The sequence below is a fragment of the Exiguobacterium sp. s22 genome, from assembly GCF_018617455.1.
Lineage (GTDB): Bacteria > Bacillota > Bacilli > Exiguobacteriales > Exiguobacteriaceae > Exiguobacterium.
The window spans coordinates 143,317-165,365 of record NZ_JACSKD010000005.1; the positions used below are offsets into that span (position 1 = coordinate 143,317).

Genomic DNA, 22,049 nt, shown 5'->3' on the forward strand with positions numbered 1-22,049 from the left:
TCAGCTCATTCGTGAGCTGACTTCTTTTGTGTGAGGAGGAACGATATGAACATAGTAGACGTCATCCGTGCGGCGCGTTCGATGCACTCAGAGAATCGACCGTTTGTCGTGGCGATTGATGGACTGAGCGGAGCGGGCAAGACGACGCTCGTTTCACATTTGAACAATGACCCAAGCATTTACATTCTTCACATCGATGACTATATCGTCGAACGGGACAAACGCTATGAGACCGGACAGGCTGAACCAATCGAGTATTATGCACTTCAATGGGACGTGTCGCGCTTAGAGCGTGAACTGTTTCGTCCATTGAGGAATGGGATGACGGAATTGACGTTATCTCGTTACGTATATGAACGAGATGTCATCGCAGAGGAGGTCGTGGACGTATCATCTGCGCATACAGTCGTCGTCGAAGGAATTTTTCTGCAACGTCCGGAATGGCGTTCTTATTTCGACTATGTGATTTATCTCGATTGTCCTAGAGAAGTTCGATATGAACGGGTATTAAACCGTGATACATATCTCGGTGATCCGATAGCACGGCTTGAGAAATACAAGCGCAGGTACTGGCCAGGGGAAGAATTGTATCTACAACATGTCGACCCGAAAAGAGGAGCAGACATCGTGCTCTGACTGAACGTTTCAACATCTGACGCATACGTCAGATGTTTTTATTTTGGAGAAAATTTGAAAAAATGATTGACGTCAAAGTGTATTACGACAATAATACAGTTAGAAAGTGTATTAACCATGTCATACACTTAGAAAGGTGATGAACATGCAATTCAACACGAGGGCACCGGTTTACTTACAGGTCGTCGACTACTTCAAAAAGAAAATGGCGCTCGGTGAATTAAAAGCCGGAGATGAGATGCCATCGCGACGAGAGCTAGCGAACGATTTAAAAATTAATCCGAACACGGTTCAAAAAGCGTTCAAGGAAATGGAGGATCAACAATTGATTACGACTGAACGAAATCGACCAAGTCGCGTAACGACAGATCGGACGGTATTGGCACAAATCCGCTCTGAGATTGTAGATGACGCGGTCGCGGTATTTGTGGAAGCGATTCAAGAACTCGACGTCTCGGTAGACGAGCTGGTCGATAAGATTAAACGTCAGTACAAGGAGGGGACGTACGATGATCGAAGTGTTGGGAGTTAAAAAGCGCTATCGCCGGAAACAAGTTATTGAAGACGTTTCGTTCACAGCGAAAAAAGGGGAAATCACGTGCCTGATCGGGCTGAACGGAACGGGGAAATCGACGTTATTGAAAGGTATCATGGGATTGACACCTTTCGATAAAGGTTCGGTATTGATTGATGGAAAACCAATTGATTTGAATCGTGTCGCCTTTGTCGCCGACCATGCGATGTTCCCGATTCATTTCACGATTGAACAATGTGAGGCGTTTATGAAAGATTTTTATCCGACATTTGATTCGGCATTATTTGCTCGTCTCGTCGAAGATTTTAAATTGTTCCCGGAGGACAAGTTGAGCGAGTTATCGAAAGGGACGCTCGCCAAAGCGAACCTTGCGCTCGGGATTGCCCAAGACCCGGATTATCTATTGCTCGATGAGCCGTTCTCAGGAATCGATGTCTTTTCGAAAGAACAGATTGTTGAACTGTTCTCTAGTGAAATCATGGAGAACCGGGGCGTCCTCATCACGACACATGAAATTGAGGATATCGAGTACTTGATCGACAAGGCGGTCATGTTGAATAACGGACGCATCGTTCGTGAGTTTGATGTCGAGGATGTCCGTTTCATTCACGGGAAATCTATCGTCGATGTGATGAGAGAGGAGTACGGGGCATGAATATATTGAAACTATTGAGTTGGGAAGTCGAGCGTGTCACGAAACCGTTCTTAATATTCGTCGCAGGTCTCCTCGTCGTCCAGTTTGGATGGCTCGGTTACTTTTTATGGAATGAGACAGATAAGTATGAACAGTTGCGACGAGAGGGAGCAGCTGACTACAAATTGATGTTTGTCAGTTACTTAAACGGGACTCCATATCTTTTATCCCTCGGGATCGCCGTTGCTGCCGTGTTACTGTACAGCGTATGGATCTGGTACCGCGATTTTCAAGGACGAGGGACGTTCATGCTACGACTTCTGACGATGCCACAAAAACGGATGACAATCTTTTTCGCCAAACTTGCTACGATTTTGATGATGACTTTAGGATTGTTCGCCGTCGAATGGATTGCCCTCAAGTTACAATACATAGCATTTATGAGTTGGTTCGAGGACAAGATGATTCCTACTCAAGGATCATTTGAACAAGCACTATCGTACCAACCAATGCTATCTATGATGTACCCTTCTTCGCTCATCAACTTTGTCATTCATCAATTGATGATCATGATTGCTGTGCTCTTCATCTTCACATTCGTGTTGATTGAACGAAGTTTCTGGCAACGGACGATGTGGTCACCGGTACTTAGCTTGTCGATCCTAGTTGTCATCTTTACTATTCCCATTTTAGGCTACGCGTTCTTGTCGAATCGACTAATTTATGACGAGACGATCGTGTATGTCGGTGTGGTGTTGATGGTATGGGTGAGTGTGACGATTTGGCTAGGCAGACACTTTTTACAGACGAAATTGAATGTGTGAGGTGAAAAGATGAAACGAATGTGGAATGTGGCCGCGCTCGGTGCGGTCATCGTGATTGGACTTGGGACGTTTGCTGTAGATGCGACAGAACCAAAAGCAGAATGGGCGTTAGACATCAGTTCGAATCCATCTGTGTGGGAAGATGCAGTGGTAGAGGTCAGTTATAGCACAGAGAACGATATTGAACAGCGGTTTGAAGTGACGACGGATGAGAGTCACATCACGTCAAACTTGAATTATATTGCTGAAGGACTGCGATATCGTGAACGTTTGAATGAGGGAGAACGTGCGATTCATCGACAAATGAACGGAATGACGTATGCGGAATCGATTCGAACAGAAGACGGATATATTGGGGTTGGTCAGGATGGGATGAAAGAGCTCATCGTGTTTAAACAAGAAGATGGAGAAAAGTTATCGACATTTTCATTCGATGCCAATGATTCAAAAATATACGACATCGTGAACGGGGTATGGTCAGGCGTATTCTTGCATGATGGTCAGTTAAACTTAATCTATCGAGATGGATATGACGGTGAAGAAAAAACGAAGCTCGCCACGTTCGATCAAGCGATGAATGAGGTGACCGTCAAAGAGTTGAGTATTGACAAAGGATTTATCACCCATGTCATCAATACGAATCGACTTTACAATACCGATGTATCCTCTCAAATGACAGAAACACGGTACATCCCAGTCGGCGTCAGCTCGTACGAAGTGATCCGAGAAGGGGAAGAAGAAATCAATGTTGAGAATCCGAATCCAGGACTCTTCGCTTACGACACAAAAACGGGTAAAGTTGTTCAATTAGCAGAAGACCAAGTCTTTTGGGATTATACAGTGTCGGGTCACAACCTGTTCGCATTAAATGAGGACGGCGAGGAAGTCGTCATTGATTTGAACACTGGGAAGCAGATGACTCGTAAAGTTCTCGATTCGGTGGATGATGCCTTCTATGCGAATGGTCGCCTTTACCAAACGCGCCAGGCGAAAGACGGTGTCGTCATCGATGTGTACGAGGATGGGAAACAAATCTCAAGTGCGGCGATCACGCCTGAAAATGAAGACGCACGTGATATGCTCAAAGAAATTAACGTATATGTCAGACAAAAATAAGCAAAGGGCCGCGGCCCTTTGCTTATTTTGATGGTTTCGGTATGATGACGCCTTCTTCTAAATCCAGCAACAAGTCGATCAGTTCCGCGCAGAATTCCGGGAACTGCTCCAAAAAGGCACCGGGACCGACTTCATCTGTAAAGTCGATATATAAATCGGCAACATTCCCAGACATCTTCGCAGGTAAGGCGAGAAACGCTGAACCGAAACGCCAACTGCCTCGGATATCGAGTAGCTTCCCGAGAACGAGGTCACCGGTCTCACGTTCTTCTGGTAACTGAACGGCGTATGTCTCTTTTGACTCCCAGTCTTTCAACTGACCGTCTTCTGTGACTTCAAAGATGCTACAACGCGGGACAGCTAGTCCTCGGAGTGCGTGATAGAGGGCAGGGGACATATCGCTCTTATGGTCAGCCAAATAGCGGCCATGGGGTGTCATCCCATCCTCGTCCGTTTCAAAGAAGACGGCCCAATCGATGAAGAGGTCACGGAAGAGTTCGGCATCTTTTAAATGCCATGTCCCTTCCGAGGCGATCTCTTGAATATAATTTGTCCACTGTGTGCTTCGCGCGAGAGCCGCTTGCTCATACAACTTTTTCAGTTCGGCAAGCAATTCGGACTCTTCGACGAGCAAAGGGAAGGGAATTACTTTCCGGTCTTTTTTCATCGGCGCGGTCCTCGCTTGTTCGCAGGACGTTTGACGACAGGAGGCTTCTCCTCAATCCGTTTCTCAATCACGTCACCGCGATAGATTTCGAGCTCTTTCAACTCGACACCGAGTTGACGCGCGAATGATTTTAAGTGTGGCAAATCGTCCGTCGTCACGAGAGAAAGGACGGTTCCGCCTGCATTCCCACGAGCTGTACGGCCAGAACGGTGGATGAAGTCATCAATTGATTCCGGTAAGTCGAAATGGACGACGTGCGTCACGTCTTCAATATCGAGACCGCGTGCAGCAAGTCCTGTCGTGATGAGGAGCGGGTATTCGCCTTTACGGAATTCACGGAGCGTCTCGACGCGTTCCCGTTTTCCTTTTAAGCTGTCGAGCATCCGATAGTCCACTTTCAACTTTTCAAGCTCACCACGAAGCGGTGGTAAGAATGAGCGGTTGTTGATGAAGGCGAGTGCCTTCACGCCGTCTACGTGCGAAAGGCGACGAAGAAGTTCCGGTTTATAACGGCGCGTCGTCAACAAGTAACCGTATGTCACTTGATCGCTGACAGCACGTTCGATTTTGATATGTGCCGGCTCGTTCATGAACGGTGCCGACCACTCTTTAAGTGAATCGGTAAGTGTTGCCGAGACGAGTGCAAGTTGACGCTCATGCGCAGTATGCTTGATGATGCGTTCTGCGGCCTCTGTCAAACCGCTGTCGATGATTTGATCGGCTTCATCTAAGATGACGGTATGCGTCTCGTGAAGCTTCAGCTTTTTCTTGTCGATCAACTCGACGAGACGACCCGGTGTTCCAACGATCAACTGAGGTTTTTTCTTGATTCGGTCGATTTGGCGTTTCAATTCGACGCCGCCGATGAACGAGCCGATGCGGACATCTCCCTTTTCGGTGAAACGTTGTGCGACTTGTTGGATCTGCATAACAAGTTCACGAGTCGGAGCGACGATGACGACTTGGATGCGGTCGTTCGATGGATCAATCTTTTCAATGGCTGGGAGCAGGTAGGCGAGTGTCTTACCCGTTCCGGTTGGTGCCTCGATTGTCACGTCTTTTCCATCTAATAGTAGGGGAAACGCTTCTTTTTGGACCGGCATCGGCTCACTGAAGCCCATCCGTTCCCACGTTTCGTTAATAAAAGGTTTTGTAAAATTCATATTCGGTCTCCTTATCTTTAGGCAAAAACAAAGGAAGCGAAAGCGCTCCCTCCTCAAATATAGCGAACATGCTCCTGACCATCTTCCATGGAAGAACGTAACGTCTGTGTGTACGTCTGACCGTCTTCAATGAGTTGGATGTGGGCGTCTGCACCTTCTGCTGTCAATTCAACTTTCTCGATTGTGAAGCCCTGATAGACGCGATACTGCAATTCGGCCGTCATTTGCTCGAACGGTTTCAGTTCCGGATGTGTCGTAATGACATGGATCGGACGCGACAAAAGGGCGGCGAGTAACTGGTCGCGATAGTCGATAAAATCTTCATTCTCGATGTCATCGTCAAAGCGGATCCAAAACCCTCCGTCTTCAAACTCTGTGATAAATCCGTCACGCTTTTCACCGGCCTCATCGACCTTCAATGAGATACGATCGCCAACTTGAAAGGCGTGATTTGCTGTTAATGGTTCATACGTCATGAGTAGAACCCCTTCCTCTTATACAATGTTCTGCCTTCATTGTGTCTGATACGACACAAAAATTCAAGTTCTAACCGAGTGATGTGAGATTAATCACCTTAAAAACTGTATAGTTCGTCACAGAACAATCAAATTAGTACAGATGATAGGTAAACCTTATCTAATTGGGAATCATCTGTTTCAAACTATATAAACTAACGGATATAACAGTTTATAAAACGCTTTCAAAAACGGCTATATCATCCCGTTCATAAGATTGTTACAAGTTTCACAAGAATGTAAAACATATTGTTCACGTTTTCACGTACACTCACAGTATAGATAACACGCAGTTACTTTCGAGAATGAGGAGTGAATCAACATGGCAACCGAAATCAAATCCGCATGGTCAGGTTTTGTTCCTGGTCAGTGGACAAATGAAGTGAATGTCAGTGAGTTTATCCGTTTGAACCGTCATGAATACACAGGAAACGATACGTTTTTAGCAGGTCCGACAGAAGCGACAAACGTTCTTTGGAATCGTGTGATGGAACTGACAAAAGAAGAGCGTGAACGTGGAGGCGTCTGGGACGTTGATCAACACACACCATCGACAATCGTGTCGCATGGACCAGGTTACTTAAACAAAGAGTTAGAGAAAGTCGTTGGCGTTCAGACGGATGAGCCGTTCAAACGTTCGATTCACCCGAATGGCGGGATTCGCATGGTGGATGCCGCACTCGAATCATATGGTTTCGAGCCAGACGAAGAAATCACAAAAATTTACTCGGAAATTCGTAAAACACATAACCAAGGTGTCTTCGACGCCTATACGCCTGAGATGCGTGCCGCGCGTAAATCAGGAATCATTACAGGACTTCCAGATGCATATGGTCGCGGACGCATCATCGGTGACTACCGTCGCGTCGCCCTCTACGGAATCGACTTCTTAATGGCAGAACGCAAAAAAGACTTGGCGAAACGTGGTGGATTCTTATCTGAATCGGATATCCGGGACCGGGAAGAACTATCGGAACAACTTCGTGCCCTCCAAGAATTGAAACAACTTGGGGCCGCTTATGGATTTGACCTCGGTCGTCCTGCAGAAAACACGCAAGAAGCGTATCAATGGGTCTACTTGGCGTATCTTGCTGCCATCAAAGAACAAAACGGTGCAGCGATGTCACTCGGTCGTGTCTCGACATTCCTCGATGTGTACGCTGAACGTGACCTTGAAGCGGGTCGTTTAACAGAATCGGATGTTCAGGAAATCGTCGATCACTTCATCATGAAGCTTCGAATCGTCAAATTCTTACGGACACCGGACTATAACGAATTATTCTCAGGTGACCCGACTTGGGTAACGGAATCGATCGGTGGGATGAGTGAAGATGGTCGTTCGAACGTCACGAAGAGCTCATTCCGATTCTTACATTCACTCACGAACCTCGGACCAGCTCCAGAACCAAACTTGACAGTCCTTTGGTCGACGAAACTTCCAGAAGGCTTCAAACAATACTGTGCGAAAATGTCGATTGAAACGTCGGCTATTCAATATGAGAACGATGACTTGATGATGCCACAATTCGGTGATGACTACGGCATCGCATGTTGTGTGTCACCGATGAAGATTGGGAAACAAATGCAGTTCTTCGGTGCGCGTGCCAACATGGCAAAAGCACTTCTCTATAGCATGAACGGTGGACGCGATGAGAAGAGCGGAGCACAAATCGCTCCGGTTTGGGAAATGAACACAGAAGACGTGCTCACGTACGAAAAAGTATATGCCGACTTTGACCGGACGCTCGACTGGTTGGCGGAATTATACGTCAACACGCTCAACGTCATTCACTTCATGCACGATAAATATGCGTACGAACGCATCGAAATGGCGCTTCATGACCCTGAAATCTTACGGACGATGGCTTGTGGAATCGCGGGTCTCTCGGTAACGGCGGATAGTCTTTCAGCAATCAAATACGCAAACGTCAAACCTGTCCGTAACGAAGAAGGAGTCATCGTCGACTTCGAAACAGAAGGAGACTTCCCGAAATTCGGAAACAATGACGACCGTGTCGATGCCATCGCGGTCGAACTCGTCGAATCATTCATGGAGAAAGTGCGGAAGCATAAAACATACCGTGATGCGCTTCACACACAATCGGTCCTCACCATCACATCGAACGTCGTCTACGGTAAGAAAACAGGGAATACACCAGACGGACGCCGTGCGGGTGAACCATTCGCTCCAGGGGCGAACCCGATGCATGGACGAGATACAAAAGGCGCGGCTGCCTCGCTTTCATCTGTTGCGAAACTTCCATTTGAACATGCACAAGATGGAATCTCATACACGTTCTCGATCGTACCGAAAGCACTCGGGAAAGAAGAGATCGCACGTGAACTCAACTTGGCGGCACTCCTTGATGGATACATGAGCGGAGAGCACAAAGGACATCACTTGAACGTCAACGTCTTCAACCGTGAGACACTCCTTGACGCAATGGAACATCCAGAAGAATATCCACAACTCACGATTCGCGTATCAGGATATGCGGTCAACTTCATCAAGTTGACACGTGAGCAACAGATTGACGTCATCAACCGTACGTTCCACGGTTCGTTGTAAGTAAAGGTCTAGCGGCCTTCCACGGAGGGCCGCTCATTCGTTAGGAGGTCATTTCGATGACAATGGGATATGTACATTCGGTCGAATCATTCGGAACAGTTGACGGCCCTGGTATTCGCTTCATCGTCTTTTTACAAGGTTGTGCCTTGCGTTGTTTATACTGTCATAACGCGGACACGTGGGATTTCAAAAAGAATAATCACCGCTCGGCTGAAGACGTCATTCAAGAGGCGCTCAGTTACCGTCCGTTCATGGAAGCATCGAAGGGGGGCATCACCATTTCTGGTGGCGACCCACTCGCGCAACCTGAATTTTTAGAGGCGCTACTGCGTGAAGCGAAAAAGCATGGGCTTCATACGACACTTGATACGTCCGGTGCGCTCCGACCTCCTAATTTGGATGCGATTTTAGATCACACCGACCTTGTCTTGCTCGATATCAAGCATATCGACGACGACATGTGTAAGAAGTTGACGGGACGTAGCAATGCCAACACGCTCGCGCTTGCCGAACATCTTTCCGAGCGCGGAACGAAAATGTGGATTCGCCACGTCCTTGTCCCTGGGTGGACGCTTGAAGAAGGTGCGCTTCGTCGCACGGCCGCGTTCATTCAAAAGTTAGACCATGTCGAGAAAGTCGAGATTTTGCCGTATCATGAGATGGGTGTCTACAAATGGGAGGCGCTCGGTCTCGATTATCCGCTCAAAGGTACGAAACCCCCGACGTCCGAGGAAGTCGAATGGGCGGAAGGAATCTTGCAGGGAACTGTATAAAACAAGCGCAGACCGATGTGGTCTGCGCTTGTTTTTAAATCAGAAGATAAAGGTTTGGATGATTAAGAAAAGGTTTAATGCGATGACGATTGTCGTAATTCCCCAACCGATCCATGTCGTCATCCGATGATTCACGAGTTCGTCCATCAAGGATTTGTTGCTCGTGAAGAGAAGCAGAGGAACGAGGGCGAATGCGATACCGAACGACAGGATAACTTGGCTCCACACGAGAGCATTCGTCAAGTTCACACCGGAAAGGATGAGTAAGAGTGGCGGAGCCATCGTAATCACACGACGTACATAAATCGGGATATGTTTTTGAATATAACCTTGCATGACGACGTCTCCAGCCAAAGTCCCGACGGATGCGCTCGACAATCCGGCAACCATTAGTCCAATTCCAAACAGCATGGCGATCGGTGAACCTAAAAAGGAGTCAAACTGCTGGTGTGCAATCTCTAAGTCGCTCACGACGAATCCATTCTTATAGAAGACAGCGGCTGCGATTATTAGCATACTCGCATTGATTGCACCAGCGAGCACCATGGCAATCGTTACATCGATTCGTTCGAATTTCATGATACGTTTACGTGCGACGGCATCTTTACCCGTGATGCGTCGTTGTGTCAACGCAGAGTGTAAATAGATGGCATGAGGCATAACGGTAGCGCCTAATATTCCGGCAGCCAATAATATACTCTCCGTCCCATCGAACCGAGGAATGAGAAGACCGGATAAGAGTGGTTTTACTTCTGGTTGAGCACTGAACGTTTGAATGGCAAAAGCGAGCGCGACGACGAGTAGCATCCCCGTCACAATCGTTTCAAGTGGTCGATATCCCCGACGTTGTACTTCCAAAATAGCAAAAGAACCGACGGCGGCCAGAAGTGCCGCTTGAATGAGTGTCACATCAAACACGAGATAAATTCCGAGTGCTGCCCCTACAAACTCTGCTAAATCTGTCGCCATGATCATGAGTTCGGCTTGAATCCATAAAAAGATAGCAGTCTTCTTAGAAAAACGGTCACGACAAATCTCAGGCAAGTTTTTTCCGGTCGCGATTCCAATTTTAGCAGACAACGTTTGAATCAATCCGGCCATCAAGTTAGCCACTAAGATGACCCATAAAAGCAAGTAACCAAATTGAGATCCAGCGGCAATATTCGTTGCATAATTTCCGGGATCGATATAAGCGACCGAAGCGACGAACGCCGGTCCTAAAAAAGGAAGGAGCGTCTTTATTTTTTGAGACATTGATTTGTGAGTGAGAGCCGAATCCACTTCGTTCAGCATGCCGAATCCTTCTTTCTTTTGCGTAATGGTTAATTTGTTTCCCTAGGCAAACTTTTTAAGTATATGGCAATTTTACGCCTGTGATGAGAACCTGTCAAATTTCAAATAAAAAACTGTGAGTCGTTTGACTCACAGTGCAACGGATCTAAAGTCGACGTTTTTTCTTTTCTAACACACGAGCGTGTTCCGCCTGTTTCTTTTCCATATAAAGAAGTTCACGTTCTAGCTTGACATAACTTGCATAGCGCTTCGCGTCTAGTGTGCCGTTCGTGAGCGCCTGTTGGACGGCACAACCCGGTTCTTTCTGATGAGAACAGTCGCGGAAACGACACGTCTCGGCAAGAGCTTCGATATCGCGGAACGTCTCATCGAGATGCTCGCTTCCTTCCCACAGACCGAACTCGCGCATTCCCGGTGTGTCGATGACGTATAAATCATCGATTCGGAACAGTTCGCGATGGGTCGTCGTATGCTTCCCACGCTCATCCTGCACTCGGACGGCTTGTGTAATGGCCACTGTTTCGTGGGCGAGAGCGTTCGTCAACGTAGATTTTCCGACTCCGGATGAACCGACGAAGGCAATCGTGCTCTCGCTCGGTAACGCGTGACGAAGTTCAGTCACACCCTCTCCCGTCACAGCACTGACGGGGAATACTTGAATCCCCGGTGCGTTCACTTCAATGTCTTCAAGCAATGTGTCGACGGAGTCGACTTGATCGGTCTTCGTCAAGACGATGATGGGGATGGCCCCGGTGTCCCAAGCGGCAAGGGTATAGCGTTCTAGACGACGGATGTTGAAGTCGTGTCCACATGCCATCGTAATCAAGACGTAGTCGACGTTCGCGCAGATCAGTTGTTCACGTGTCTCGTTGCCGGCGGCCGCTCGTGATAAAACGGTCCGACGCTCAAGGAGATGGTGAATCGTCCCTTGACCATGCTCGCGAACTTGAATCGTGACATAATCGCCGATGACCGGGTAGTCCCGTTCGCTCGTCGCCTCATGTCGAAATTTTCCGGAAACCCCGCACATATAGCCGTTCTCTCCGATTGATACCGTGTAAAGATGTTGGAACTGTGCCGTGACACGTCCCGTTTCAGTTTGTTGATTCAAAAAGAATCCTCCCTTTATTGATGGAGGACGACAGCCCTCCGATTCTCTGACATTAGGTGGCGTGCATGCATCATGTTGCTCATAAAACATCATCCTTTCATTGTTCGATAAATTGAGTGTACCACAGTTATTGGAAACGGTAACATCTCGGTCTAAAGACCGAGGCGAAACAAGCCTTCCGGTCGTCGACCGATTCAAAATAACGTATTATGATAAGAGTGTACTTAACAAGGAGGGATGACAGATGAATCACCAAGTGAAAAAGGTGTTGTTCATCGTAGCCGCAATCGCTCTAGTGCTTGTGTTGATCGGTTCTTTACCGAATATGATTTTATTCGGGTTAGGAGCGCTCTTGACGCTTTGGGCTGGAGTCCGTTTTAAGGCTGTAACACACATCGGTGCTAAAGTTGGTTTCGGGATCCTTGCCGTCATTGGGATTGGGACGATGCTCTCAAACATTTGGGCGCTCGTCGGAATCATTGTCGCGTGGTTGTTGTTTAAAGGGTATATGATGTATACAGGTGAAAAGCGCGACCCGGAAGTCGAGATTTTAAATGCAGATGGAACGCGTGCTAGCCGGAGCAGCTTCCAACAGTTCGATCAAGTGTGGCAAAAATTTGTTAATCGTCGTTGAGATTTCATAAGGAGGATTCACCATGAAGACACCGTTTGATCAGTTTCGTGAGTTAGCGAATGAATTGACGAAAGAGATTTCAAAAGAAGTGAAGAAGTATCAGGACAAAGAGATGCCACGTTCTAGCGGAGAAGCGGAATTGAACCGTCATATTCGTGGAGCGGAGAAGGAAGCGTTATCGGTTGAGCGCCTCGTCGAACGTCAACGTACATTGCTCGCAGAACTTGCCGAAAAACGTGATGATGCCAAAAAGATGGCGGATAAACGATATGAACAGACAGAACTGGCGAAACAAGCCGGGGAAGAGAAATTGGCAGAACGCGCAGCACTCGAATCCAAGCACTACGGGGAACAGTACCGTTACTTTGAAGGATTGATTGACGAAGGTGAACGCGAGTTGGATACATTGGAGCGTCGTGCGCTCGAGATGAAACTCAAACTCGATGAAATGCAAAATAAACGTTATGAATTTGCGATGCGTGAAAACCTAGATCTGTTAAAAGGGGCACTCGACCAAATCTTTGGTCAAAATACGTCGCAGTCTCATCCGTTTACTGAAGAAGAAAAGAAAGAACAGCCTGCTGAAGAAAAGCAAGACACACAGGCAGACGAAGACGACTTTGAAGCAAAACTAAAAGAACTGGAGCGTCGCTTTAAACAAGAGTGAGGTGACGGTTCGGCGATGACCTAAATCAGGTCATCGCTTTCTTTGCTTCATACATATATGAAATGAAAGGGGGAATGGACATGGAACGTTGGAACACGCGTCAAATCATTGGATTCATGATTATTTTATTTTCGGTTGGACTCTTCATTGATATCGTGACGGGTGGAAATAGCGTCTTATTCAGCATGATCCTCCCATTGCTGCTCCTCTACATCGGGCGACGGTTCAGTCGACGAGGAAAGCAGTCAACCAGCTACATTTTTTACGCCATCGGGGGTATTTTGTTAATCGGCTTGATCTTCTCGTCAGCCGCCTTCGGATTCGTACTCTCCGGACTTCTGCTATTATTCGGCTATCGACTTTATAAGAATCGTCCGGTCGAATCGAAAATCCGGACACCTCTTCGTCAGGAACAGGCCTTCTCGTTTGGAATGAAAGAATCGGGACACTACGTGTTACGTGATACAAATGAGTTCTTTTTACTACGGGATGTCGAGATGGATTTGTCACAAGCCATCATTCCGGAAGGAGAGACGTTCTTACTCCTCAATGGGCTTGCTGGAGACATTCGGATTCTCATTCCTGCTGGGTATGATTATTCAATCGATGCGTCGATTGGATTTGGAAAAGTGCAAGTCGATGACTCGAATTATTCACCGGTGTTCAACCGCCGTTTCTATACGGCATCAGACGATTATGTTCAGGCGACACGGAAAGTTCGAATCCACATCGTGCTTATGAGCGGAAGTGTGGAGGTGATGACGGTATGAAGAAAGACTCCTATCCCCGTACGGTCGTCTGGCATCAATTATTCAGCAGCCTGTTAACGGCTTTCTTGATTACAGTGGCGTTTCTCATAGGTGACTCGATTTCACTGAGCGATTTATTTTCACGTGAAGAAGGGTTGCCTTTCGGTGTGTCTATTTTAGTAATCGCCGTTTTGGTCGGGAGTATCTTTGGTGTCGGATCGTATTTTTATTTGCGCCGAGACTTCCGTGAGGTCGCGAATGCCCTTTGGAAACTAGAAAATCAAAAAGAGATCACCTTCCGTCCATTGTCTCCTTACCGAGATACGCTCGAACGAATTGTTCGTGTGTCAAAACAACGCCAAGAGATGATTGAGATGGCGAAACGAGTCGGCGAACGTCCTGTCAGTGTCGAAGAAGCAAGGAGTGAAGCCGTCGTCGAAGAAAGACGACGGGTCGCGCGAGAACTTCATGACTCGGTGAGTCAACAACTCTACGCCATCTCGATGATGACGACAGCGGTCAAACAAACGATGCAGACAAAACCGGAACTAGCGAATAAACAAATGGAGCAAGTCGAGCTGATGGCTCAGACCGCACAGGCGGAGATGCGTTCGTTACTCCTACAACTTCGACCGGTAGAGTTAGAAGGTATGACGTTGAAGACCGGAATCGAACGTCTACTAGAAGAACTGTCTCGTAAACAATCGACAGAGCTTGTCTGGCGTTTAGAAGAAGTAAAATTATCTCGGCACACTGAGAATGAACTGTTCCGAATTGTTCAGGAAGCGATCAGTAACACGTTACGACATGCCAAAGCGACGCGTTTAGAAATCGAGATGCGGACCGTGCAACAGACGGTTATTTTAAAGATTAACGATGACGGAATCGGATTTAATGTGGACGATACACAAGTCGCCTCATATGGATTACAATCGATACGAGAGCGTACGGCGGAAGTCGGTGGAACGCTGCGATTGGTCAGTGTACCGAATGTCGGGACACAAATTGAAGTACGTGTGAAACAACAAGTGGAGGGGTAATGATGATTCGAGTTGTATTAATTGATGATCATGAAATGGTTCGGGCGGGCGTGTCTGCCTTTTTATCGACGCAACCGGACATCGAAGTCGTCGGTGAAGCATCCGACGGAGCAACGGGAGCGGAACTTGCGATTGCGGAGAAGCCGGACGTTGTCCTCATGGACTTAGTGATGGAGCCCGTTGATGGCGTCGAATCGACGAAACGAATTAAAGCAAGTTGGAAAGAAGCGAAGATTTTGGTCGTCACGAGTTTCTTAGATGATGAGAAAGTGTATCCGGTCATCGAGGCAGGTGCGATGAGTTATGTCCTAAAGACAGCGAATGCGAACGAGATTGCAGACGCGATTCGTCAAACCGCCGCCGGCAATCCCGTCATGGCCGCCCAAGTGACAGGAAAGATGCTCGAACGGCTGCGCCATCCAGAGATGACCCTCCACGAGAGTTTGACTGCCCGGGAACGGGAAATTTTGCAACTTATGGCAGAAGGGAAGTCGAATCAAGTGATCGCGGATGAATTGTTCATCTCACTTAAAACGGTGAAGACACACGTGTCGAACATCTTGACGAAGCTTGATGTGTATGACCGGACACAGGCGGTCGTCTATGCGTTCCACCATAACTTGGTGAGTAAAGGATGACTCGACTCCCTGTGATTGAGACGGATCGTCTCCGATTACGTCCTCTTCAAATGGAGGACGGCCCACACGTATTCGCCATCTTTTCAAATGAACGAGTGTTACGTCACTACGGAATGGAGCCACATCAGACGTTAGAAGAAACGGAGCAGATGCTTACCCATATGCTCGCTCAAATCGAGACGGGAGCGATTATTCGTTTTGCCATCGAACTTCGTGAATCGAACACGTTAATCGGAACGATTGGGTTTCACAATCGTGCGCCATCACACCGCCGTGCCGAAATTGGGTATGAGCTCAGCCCGGAATACTGGCGTACGGGTTATGCGACTGAAGCGCTTCAGGCTGCCCTTCAGTTTGCCGCAACATGTGAAATTGAACGTGTCGGTGCCATCGTCTATATCGACAATATTGCTTCCCAACGTATGTTAGAAAAGAATGGATTCATTCAAGAAGGACGTCTACATAACTACATGCGTCAACATGGACAATCGCATGACGTCTACCTATATAGTTGCATGACAAGAAACTGACTGTTCAAAGCACACCGCTCGCAAGGCGGTGTGCTTTTCGTTTGTCATAGAAATAAAATGGGAACGAAGTAAGGGTGAGCCAACAAAAGGAGGACGATGAGATGAAAGCAGCTTATATCGAACAGTACGGTGGGTCAGATGAATTCAAAATAGGGGAGTTGGAGCAACCGACGATTGGTGCAGATGACGTATTGATTGAAGTGTATGCCGCGAGCGTCAACCCGGTTGATTGGAAGCTACGTGAAGGATACTTGAAAGAAATGCTCCATTACGAGATGCCGCTCGTCATCGGATGGGATGTATCGGGTATCATCAAAGAAGTCGGGGCGAATGTGACTGAGCTTGAGGTCGGAGATGAAGTGTTTAGCCGCCCTGATATTGCGCGGCAAGGCACATACGCCGAGTACGTCGCGGTCGATGCCCATCTCGTCGTCAAAAAACCAGCCTCGTTGAGTTTTGAGGAGGCCGCGTCACTGCCACTCGTGGCCCATACGGCGTGGCAAGTCATGTTCGAAGTGATGGATGCCAAACCGGGTGATCGCATCTTTATCGGTGCTGGTTCAGGTGGTGTCGGGACAGTAGCCATTCAACTCGCGAAAGCACACGGCTTGTATGTCGTCACGTCGACGAGTACGCGGAACGTGGACTGGGTCAAACAACTTGGAGCCGATGAGGTCATCGACTATAAACAACAAGACCCGGCAGAGACCGTCCGTGATCTTGATTTTGTATTCGATACGATGGGGGGCGACGGGCAGAGCAAATTGTATCAAATGCTTAAAGAGGATGGGATGCTCGTCTCCATCTCGACCCCACCGAATGAAGAGGAGGCCAAACAAGCAAAAGCTCGTGCCGAATATGTTTTTATGCAACCGACAGGGGAACGGTTGAAAAAAATTGCGGAAGCCGTCGAATCAGGTGAACTGAAACCAGTGATTGACCGAGTCTTTGATTTAGAAGAAACGAAACTCGCGCACGACTATGGTGAAGAAGGTCATGCGAAAGGAAAAATCGTCATCAAAGTAAAATGATGCAGAAAAAGAGGTGGATTCCCGGAGCATACGCCGGAGATCCACCTCTTTTTATTAAATTTGATAGGTTAACTCAAGTGGAGGTCAGCCTTTTTTCTGTGCTTGCATTTGTTCATCGATTTCAGAAAGGTACGTCCAACGTTCCATTTTCGCATCGAGTGTTTCTTTCAGTTCGGCGATTGTTGCGTACAATTCATTGACTTTACCAAGGTCGCTTCCCGCTGTCGCGAGTGTCGCCTCTTGCGCTTCAATCTGTTCTTCAAGCGCGGCGATGTCTTCTTCGATCGTGTCCCATTCTTTCTGTTCTTTGAAGGTGAATTTCACGACTTCCGACTTCACTCGTTCTTTTTTCTCTTTTGGTTCTTTTTCTTTCTTTACTTGACGGACCTCTTCTTGGCGCATGTCCAGATAATCGCTGTATTCTGCATGATATACCTGGATTGTCCCATCTTCAAAGGCAATCAACTGCCCAGCGACACGGTCTAAGAAATAGCGGTCGTGACTGACGGCGATGACTGTACCTGGGAACGATTCTAAATAGTCTTCTAAAACAGATAATGTTTCTGTGTCCAAATCGTTCGTCGGCTCGTCAAGGAATAAGACGTTCGGTTCATCCATGAGAATCCGAAGGAGGACAAGACGTCGTTTTTCACCACCCGATAACTTCGCAATCGGTTTGTATTGCGCGTCCGGTGAGAAAAGGAAACGTTCGAGCATTTGACCGGCCGTGATGACCTCGCCATCTGGCGTATGGATGACTTTGGCGATGCGTTCGATCTCATCGATGACCCGTCGTGACTCGTCTTCAAATTCGACTTGTTGTCCGTAATAGCCTAAATGAACAGTTTCTCCGTGCACGATCGTACCGCTTGTCGGTTCTAGGCGTTTCGCAAGTAAGTTCATCAGTGTCGATTTCCCACTCCCGTTTGGTCCGACGATCCCGTAGCGTTCACGGCGACCGAATATCCAATTGAACTGCTGAATCAGGAGAGAGTCGTCGTATCCGAAAGACAAGTCTTCCACTTCGATGACCTTTTTACCGAGGCGACGTGAGCCGACCGAGACGTCGAGCGTCTCGTCTTCCGCTAAGCTCTCTTGGTGCTTCAAGTCTTCGACACGTTGAATGCGTGCCTTTTGTTTCGTTGTCCGGGCTTTGGCGCCGCGACGTAACCAGGCGAGTTCACGACGTAAAATATTTTGTCGTTTCTGTTCCATCGATTGGGCCCGCGCTTTGCGCTCGGCACGCTTCTCGAGAAAGAGTTCATAGTTTCCGTTATAGAAGTAACTCGTTCCATCCGCAATCTCTAAAATGTGATTGGTGACACGATTCAGGAAGTAGCGGTCATGGGTGATGAGAAGGATTGCTCCCCGATAATCGGCAAGCATCGTCTCGAGCCACGCAATCGTATCGGCATCGAGTTCGTTCGTCGGCTCGTCTAAAAGAAGTAAATTCGCTTCGTCAAGTAGCGCGGCGGCGAGTGCCACCCGTTTTTGCTGTCCTCCGGAAAGGGAGTTTACATCGACCGATACGTCAGGAAGACCGAGACGGTTCAGAATCGATTTCAGTTTAGCTTCTGTTTCCCAAGCATCTGCGGCATCGACAGCCTGTTGAGCCTTCATGAAGCGTTCGAGTAACTGTTCACTCGTCGGCTCGGCTTCGAGTGCCTGCCGGGCGCGTTCAAATTGTTTCAATGCTTGAACGGACGGAGTATCACTCGTGAACAAAGCGTCAAGGATCGTCTGTCCTTCATCGAATTGAACACTTTGCGTCAGATAACGAATCCGATAATCGTTCGGGTGTTGCATGGTGCCTCGGTCTGCCGTCTCGGTACCGGCGATGATTTTCATGAACGTCGATTTCCCAGAACCGTTCACCCCGATAATTCCGATACGGTCTCCAGGGTGGATGGTCATCGTCACATCATCAAATAAGACTTTGTCGGCAAACTCTTTATGAATGCCTTCAATCATTAATAAACTCATGCGTTCTCTCCTTCAAGCTGTTGACGAATGGCCGCTTCAACTGTCGCTGCAATTTCTTTGTTCGGCAAATCAGCCGGATCAATCGCAGGTAAGAAGGTGACATCGACCGTTGCGGGGGTGATTCGATTTTTGGCTTCTAATAATTTGTAGCTTCCTTGAATCGCGACCGGAACGATTTTTGCACCACTTGACGTAGCGAGCGTCAAACTTCCAGCTTTAAATTCTTTCATCGGTCCACCTTTTGAGCGTGTGCCTTCTGGGAAGACAATCATCGATTGACCGGATTGAATCGTTTCGACACCGGAACGGATGGCTTGAATCGATTGACGACGGTCACTCCGGTCGATAAAGATACATCCCATCAATTCCATCCAACGTGGGATGATCGGGAATTTTTGAACTTCAATTTTTGAGATAAAGGCTTTCGGTCGTTTCGTAGCCGTCAACATGATCGGGACATCGAAGTTCCCTTGATGGTTCGACACGTAGACGACCGGTTCGTCGGGAATCTGTTCTTGTCCATGAACGCGAACATCGGCACCCGCGACTTTCAATAAGAATTTCGCCCATTTATAAGCGATGTCTTGTACATATCGATAACGTTTCGGTATCTCAATTTGTTTCGCTTTCTGTAAAAATGGGACAGTGATCGGTAGTACTGCAAAAAATGAGAAAAACCATACAACTGTTCGAATCATTCTTTTCTCTCCTCTCATGATGACAACAAGAAAGAGTCTTCTTCTCTAGACGAGAATCCGACCCTTCGGCATGAATCCTTATTCCCAAAAGCGAGAATCGCTCTCTTCTTCCTCTTCCTCTAGCTCGAACGTAATCCGTTTGTTCACAGGATCGACGACGAAATAAGCGCCATCTTGTTCAATACTTTTAATTTGCATAGCCTGGTCATTTCCGATTTCAAGGGTGAGACGGATGCGATTGTCATCATCGACAAGTAAGATTCCATCTTCCTTCAGCCAAAGCTCCATAACAGGTGAGTAACGAAGCAGCCATTCATTCGATAACGGAATTTCATTCATACGATTGTGTGCCTCCTGCGATTATAAATCCATTGTACGTTGTCTGTTCCTTCATAGGATACCAAATGTCGCGAGGGAAGACGAGCGTTATGTAGAGCGTTTTCGTGTCGTGGAGTGCATCCTGTCTACCACTCGTTTGATTCGTTTCTGATTCCGTCTTTCTACAAAGAACTCGTTCGCCTGCATAAAGAGTTGTTTGAAAGAAGATAGACCCATTGCGATGAGGACGGCAAAGAGGAATGTTCCAATCGGATCTTTGTACATGTCAGTTTGAAACAGGAAAGCTAGTCCTACAGTAGATAAAATCGTCGTAAGAAAATAAAAAATCATAGCGGAGTCTCCTTTTCTTAGAAGGTAGGAAAGAAAAAGGCAAGGTCTTTTAATCGTATTCGACCTTTTGTAGGAAATTCCTGTTAGATCGTGCATAGAAAAAACGCCTTCAGCTGGCTGAATGGCGCTTAATCTTGAGTTACATAAGTTGAAGATGATGATACATTCGTATCCACGCCGCTTGAGAAAATAAAGCTAAGCGATGCGAGCAACGCGAAGAAGGCAACAAGTAAGCCTTTTGTAAATCGTTTTGCAAATGAACGAGACTGTATGTCAAACATTTAATATCCCCCGATCGATCTTAAATGAAACCTTATTTGTACTGGACACTTCCTATATAATAACGTTTTCAAAAAAAGGATACTAGCAGAAAAAAAGGCGTTCACAAAATTGTCACAAAATTTTAACAAATCGAATCCGTTCAATCAATAATCTTAGCGTTGACGGTTTTAAAATACGTTCACATTTTAGACACATCTATTCAAAATGTTGAAAGAGAACATGATATGATTAGGAACGTGTGTAGATAGGTATACTGACAGTAATAGCTTAGAAAAGGATGTGGATGTAATGGCATTGCGCGCAGGAGAAGTAGTAGATTTAGTCGCGGAACGTTCTGCTGATTTTGGAGTATTCATTAGTAACGGCCGCGAAGAGGTGCTCCTTCACCGTAAAGAACAAACGGAAGAAGTGACAATCGGTCAAACGGTTCGTGTCTTCCTATACCATGATTCAGAAGGGCGTCTCGCTTCAACGATGACGATTCCGAACGTTTCATTTGATGAGTATGAATGGTTTGAGGTGACAGGAGTCCGGTACAACACTGGGGTCTTTGTGAATATCGGAATTCAAAAGGACGTTCTCGTTTCCATGGATGATTTACCGGAGAACCGGTCGTATTGGCCACAAACAGGCGATCAATTATGCATTCGATTAAAGTATGACCAAAAAGGTCGTTTACTCGGAGACCCTGCCCCATATGCATTTTTGAACTTGTTGGCACGTCCTTCGAAAGAAGAATGGAACAACCAAGATGTCCAGGCCATCGTCGTTAATAAACGCGAAGTGGGCGTCAACGTATGGGTTGAAGGAGAGTCACTCGGTTTCTTACATGAAGCAGAAATGACGCGTTGGCCACGTCTTGGAGAACAATTAACTGTTCGCGTGACGCAGGTCAAACAAGATGGTACGGTACTCGTTTCCATGAAGCCTCGAGCGTATGAGGCGATTGATGGTGATGCAGCGAGCGTCCTCTCTTATATTGAGGAACGTGGTGGCCAGATGCCGTACGGTGACAAGACAGCCCCTGACGTCATCGACCGTGAGTTCGGGATGAGTAAAGCGGCGTTTAAACGGGCGCTCGGAAAACTGTTAAAAGAAAAGCAAGTTGAAAAACTCGACAACGGCTACAAATTGAAATAAGATAACTCATGTTCGGGTGACATGAAAAAGTTTGAAAATGTATTTCTTTCATTTTAGGAATAAATACGTTATAGTTAATAAAGTTGACTATGAGGAAACATTGAGAAAACGTCTGTAGATCTGTCAAACTGAACTCAGACGTTTTTTGTATG

At 47.1% G+C, this 22,049-nt stretch carries 25 protein-coding genes; 15 read left to right on the forward strand and 10 right to left on the reverse strand.

The window, feature by feature from the left end; all coding sequences use genetic code 11:
* Positions 1-45 precede the first annotated feature (45 nt).
* From KNO94_RS10240 to KNO94_RS10260, 5 genes are all read left to right on the forward strand, one after another.
* Positions 46-636: a kinase gene (locus tag KNO94_RS10240; RefSeq protein ID WP_214779398.1), complete on the forward strand. Its 591-nt coding sequence runs from the start codon at positions 46-48 to the stop codon at positions 634-636.
* 139 nt (positions 637-775) lie between these two features.
* Positions 776-1,168, forward strand: a complete 393-nt coding sequence (locus KNO94_RS10245; RefSeq protein WP_214779400.1) for a GntR family transcriptional regulator — start codon at positions 776-778, stop codon at positions 1,166-1,168.
* The gene (locus KNO94_RS10250; RefSeq protein ID WP_214758205.1) at positions 1,146-1,826 is read left to right on the forward strand and encodes an ATP-binding cassette domain-containing protein; all 681 of its coding nucleotides are present in this window, start codon (positions 1,146-1,148) and stop codon (positions 1,824-1,826) included. Before KNO94_RS10245 ends, KNO94_RS10250 begins: the two co-directional genes overlap by 23 nt.
* Positions 1,823-2,629, forward strand: coding sequence for a hypothetical protein (locus KNO94_RS10255; protein WP_214779402.1), 807 nt, complete (start codon positions 1,823-1,825; stop codon positions 2,627-2,629). Before KNO94_RS10250 ends, KNO94_RS10255 begins: the two co-directional genes overlap by 4 nt.
* 9 nt (positions 2,630-2,638) lie before the next feature.
* On the forward strand, positions 2,639-3,745 hold the full coding sequence (locus KNO94_RS10260; protein WP_214779404.1) for a hypothetical protein: 1,107 nt from the start codon (positions 2,639-2,641) through the stop codon (positions 3,743-3,745).
* 22 nt (positions 3,746-3,767) lie between these two features.
* Here KNO94_RS10260 and KNO94_RS10265 read toward each other — a convergent pair whose 3' ends face one another.
* From KNO94_RS10265 to KNO94_RS10275, 3 genes are read right to left on the reverse strand one after another with little or no spacing between them, the layout of a single operon-like run.
* Positions 3,768-4,412, reverse strand: a complete 645-nt coding sequence (locus KNO94_RS10265) for a hypothetical protein (protein WP_031421056.1) — start codon at positions 4,410-4,412, stop codon at positions 3,768-3,770.
* Entirely contained in the window at positions 4,409-5,575 is a 1,167-nt protein-coding gene (locus tag KNO94_RS10270) for a DEAD/DEAH box helicase (protein ID WP_214742826.1), read from the reverse strand. Before KNO94_RS10270 ends, KNO94_RS10265 begins: the two co-directional genes overlap by 4 nt.
* A 53-nt stretch (positions 5,576-5,628) precedes the next feature.
* A complete protein-coding gene (locus tag KNO94_RS10275; protein ID WP_214779406.1) occupies positions 5,629-6,051 on the reverse strand; it encodes a hypothetical protein in 423 nt (140 codons plus the stop codon).
* Positions 6,052-6,412: 361 nt separating this feature from the next.
* Here KNO94_RS10275 and pflB point away from each other — a divergent pair, with 361 nt between their 5' ends.
* Both pflB and pflA read left to right on the forward strand, forming a co-directional pair.
* Positions 6,413-8,659, forward strand: coding sequence for a formate C-acetyltransferase (gene pflB / locus KNO94_RS10280; protein ID WP_214742828.1), 2,247 nt, complete (start codon positions 6,413-6,415; stop codon positions 8,657-8,659).
* A 56-nt stretch (positions 8,660-8,715) separates the two neighbouring features.
* Positions 8,716-9,432 carry a pyruvate formate-lyase-activating protein gene (gene pflA / locus KNO94_RS10285; RefSeq protein WP_214742829.1) on the forward strand — a complete coding sequence of 239 codons (717 nt, stop codon included), beginning with the start codon at positions 8,716-8,718 and terminating at the stop codon, positions 9,430-9,432.
* Positions 9,433-9,471: 39 nt separating this feature from the next.
* Here the strand turns inward: pflA and KNO94_RS10290 are convergent, their stop codons facing one another.
* Together KNO94_RS10290 and rsgA are read right to left on the reverse strand one after the other, a co-directional pair.
* The gene (locus KNO94_RS10290) at positions 9,472-10,725 is read right to left on the reverse strand and encodes an Nramp family divalent metal transporter (RefSeq protein ID WP_214779408.1); all 1,254 of its coding nucleotides are present in this window, start codon (positions 10,723-10,725) and stop codon (positions 9,472-9,474) included.
* 145 nt (positions 10,726-10,870) lie between these two features.
* Positions 10,871-11,836, reverse strand: coding sequence for a ribosome small subunit-dependent GTPase A (gene rsgA, locus KNO94_RS10295; RefSeq protein ID WP_214779410.1), 966 nt, complete (start codon positions 11,834-11,836; stop codon positions 10,871-10,873).
* A gap of 244 nt (positions 11,837-12,080) precedes the next feature.
* Here rsgA and KNO94_RS10300 point away from each other — a divergent pair, with 244 nt between their 5' ends.
* The 7 genes from KNO94_RS10300 (at position 12,081) to KNO94_RS10330 (ending at position 17,125) form a co-directional block, all read left to right on the forward strand.
* Positions 12,081-12,470, forward strand: a complete 390-nt coding sequence (locus tag KNO94_RS10300; RefSeq protein ID WP_214779412.1) for a lmo0954 family membrane protein — start codon at positions 12,081-12,083, stop codon at positions 12,468-12,470.
* A gap of 22 nt (positions 12,471-12,492) precedes the next feature.
* Positions 12,493-13,137 carry a PspA/IM30 family protein gene (locus KNO94_RS10305; protein ID WP_214742832.1) on the forward strand — a complete coding sequence of 215 codons (645 nt, stop codon included), beginning with the start codon at positions 12,493-12,495 and terminating at the stop codon, positions 13,135-13,137.
* A gap of 80 nt (positions 13,138-13,217) precedes the next feature.
* Complete coding sequence (gene liaF / locus KNO94_RS10310) at positions 13,218-13,907, forward strand: cell wall-active antibiotics response protein LiaF (protein WP_214742833.1); 690 nt, start codon at positions 13,218-13,220, stop codon at positions 13,905-13,907.
* A complete protein-coding gene (locus tag KNO94_RS10315) occupies positions 13,904-14,926 on the forward strand; it encodes a sensor histidine kinase (RefSeq protein ID WP_214779414.1) in 1,023 nt (340 codons plus the stop codon). The genes liaF and KNO94_RS10315 overlap by 4 nt, the downstream gene beginning before the upstream one ends.
* A gap of 2 nt (positions 14,927-14,928) precedes the next feature.
* Positions 14,929-15,564 (forward strand): response regulator, encoded by a 636-nt coding sequence (locus tag KNO94_RS10320; RefSeq protein ID WP_214779416.1) that lies wholly within the window; start codon positions 14,929-14,931, stop codon positions 15,562-15,564.
* Positions 15,561-16,094, forward strand: coding sequence for a GNAT family N-acetyltransferase (locus tag KNO94_RS10325; protein ID WP_214779417.1), 534 nt, complete (start codon positions 15,561-15,563; stop codon positions 16,092-16,094). Before KNO94_RS10320 ends, KNO94_RS10325 begins: the two co-directional genes overlap by 4 nt.
* Before the next feature lie 101 nt (positions 16,095-16,195).
* Positions 16,196-17,125 carry an NADP-dependent oxidoreductase gene (locus KNO94_RS10330; RefSeq protein WP_214779419.1) on the forward strand — a complete coding sequence of 310 codons (930 nt, stop codon included), beginning with the start codon at positions 16,196-16,198 and terminating at the stop codon, positions 17,123-17,125.
* Between the two features lie 84 nt (positions 17,126-17,209).
* Here KNO94_RS10330 and KNO94_RS10335 read toward each other — a convergent pair whose 3' ends face one another.
* The 5 genes from KNO94_RS10335 to KNO94_RS10355 all read right to left on the reverse strand — a co-directional run bounded on the left by KNO94_RS10335 (position 17,210) and on the right by KNO94_RS10355 (position 20,756).
* A complete protein-coding gene (locus KNO94_RS10335; protein ID WP_214779421.1) occupies positions 17,210-19,108 on the reverse strand; it encodes an ABC-F family ATP-binding cassette domain-containing protein in 1,899 nt (632 codons plus the stop codon).
* The gene (locus KNO94_RS10340; protein ID WP_214742838.1) at positions 19,105-19,806 is read right to left on the reverse strand and encodes a lysophospholipid acyltransferase family protein; all 702 of its coding nucleotides are present in this window, start codon (positions 19,804-19,806) and stop codon (positions 19,105-19,107) included. The genes KNO94_RS10335 and KNO94_RS10340 overlap by 4 nt, the downstream gene beginning before the upstream one ends.
* A gap of 78 nt (positions 19,807-19,884) precedes the next feature.
* Positions 19,885-20,145 carry a hypothetical protein gene (locus KNO94_RS10345; RefSeq protein ID WP_026826759.1) on the reverse strand — a complete coding sequence of 87 codons (261 nt, stop codon included), beginning with the start codon at positions 20,143-20,145 and terminating at the stop codon, positions 19,885-19,887.
* Between the two features lie 87 nt (positions 20,146-20,232).
* A complete protein-coding gene (locus tag KNO94_RS10350) occupies positions 20,233-20,475 on the reverse strand; it encodes a hypothetical protein (protein ID WP_214742839.1) in 243 nt (80 codons plus the stop codon).
* A 128-nt stretch (positions 20,476-20,603) separates the two neighbouring features.
* On the reverse strand, positions 20,604-20,756 hold the full coding sequence (locus tag KNO94_RS10355; RefSeq protein ID WP_214742840.1) for a hypothetical protein: 153 nt from the start codon (positions 20,754-20,756) through the stop codon (positions 20,604-20,606).
* A gap of 289 nt (positions 20,757-21,045) precedes the next feature.
* Here KNO94_RS10355 and KNO94_RS10360 point away from each other — a divergent pair, with 289 nt between their 5' ends.
* Positions 21,046-21,897, forward strand: a complete 852-nt coding sequence (locus tag KNO94_RS10360; RefSeq protein WP_214742841.1) for a CvfB family protein — start codon at positions 21,046-21,048, stop codon at positions 21,895-21,897.
* Positions 21,898-22,049 lie beyond the last annotated feature (152 nt).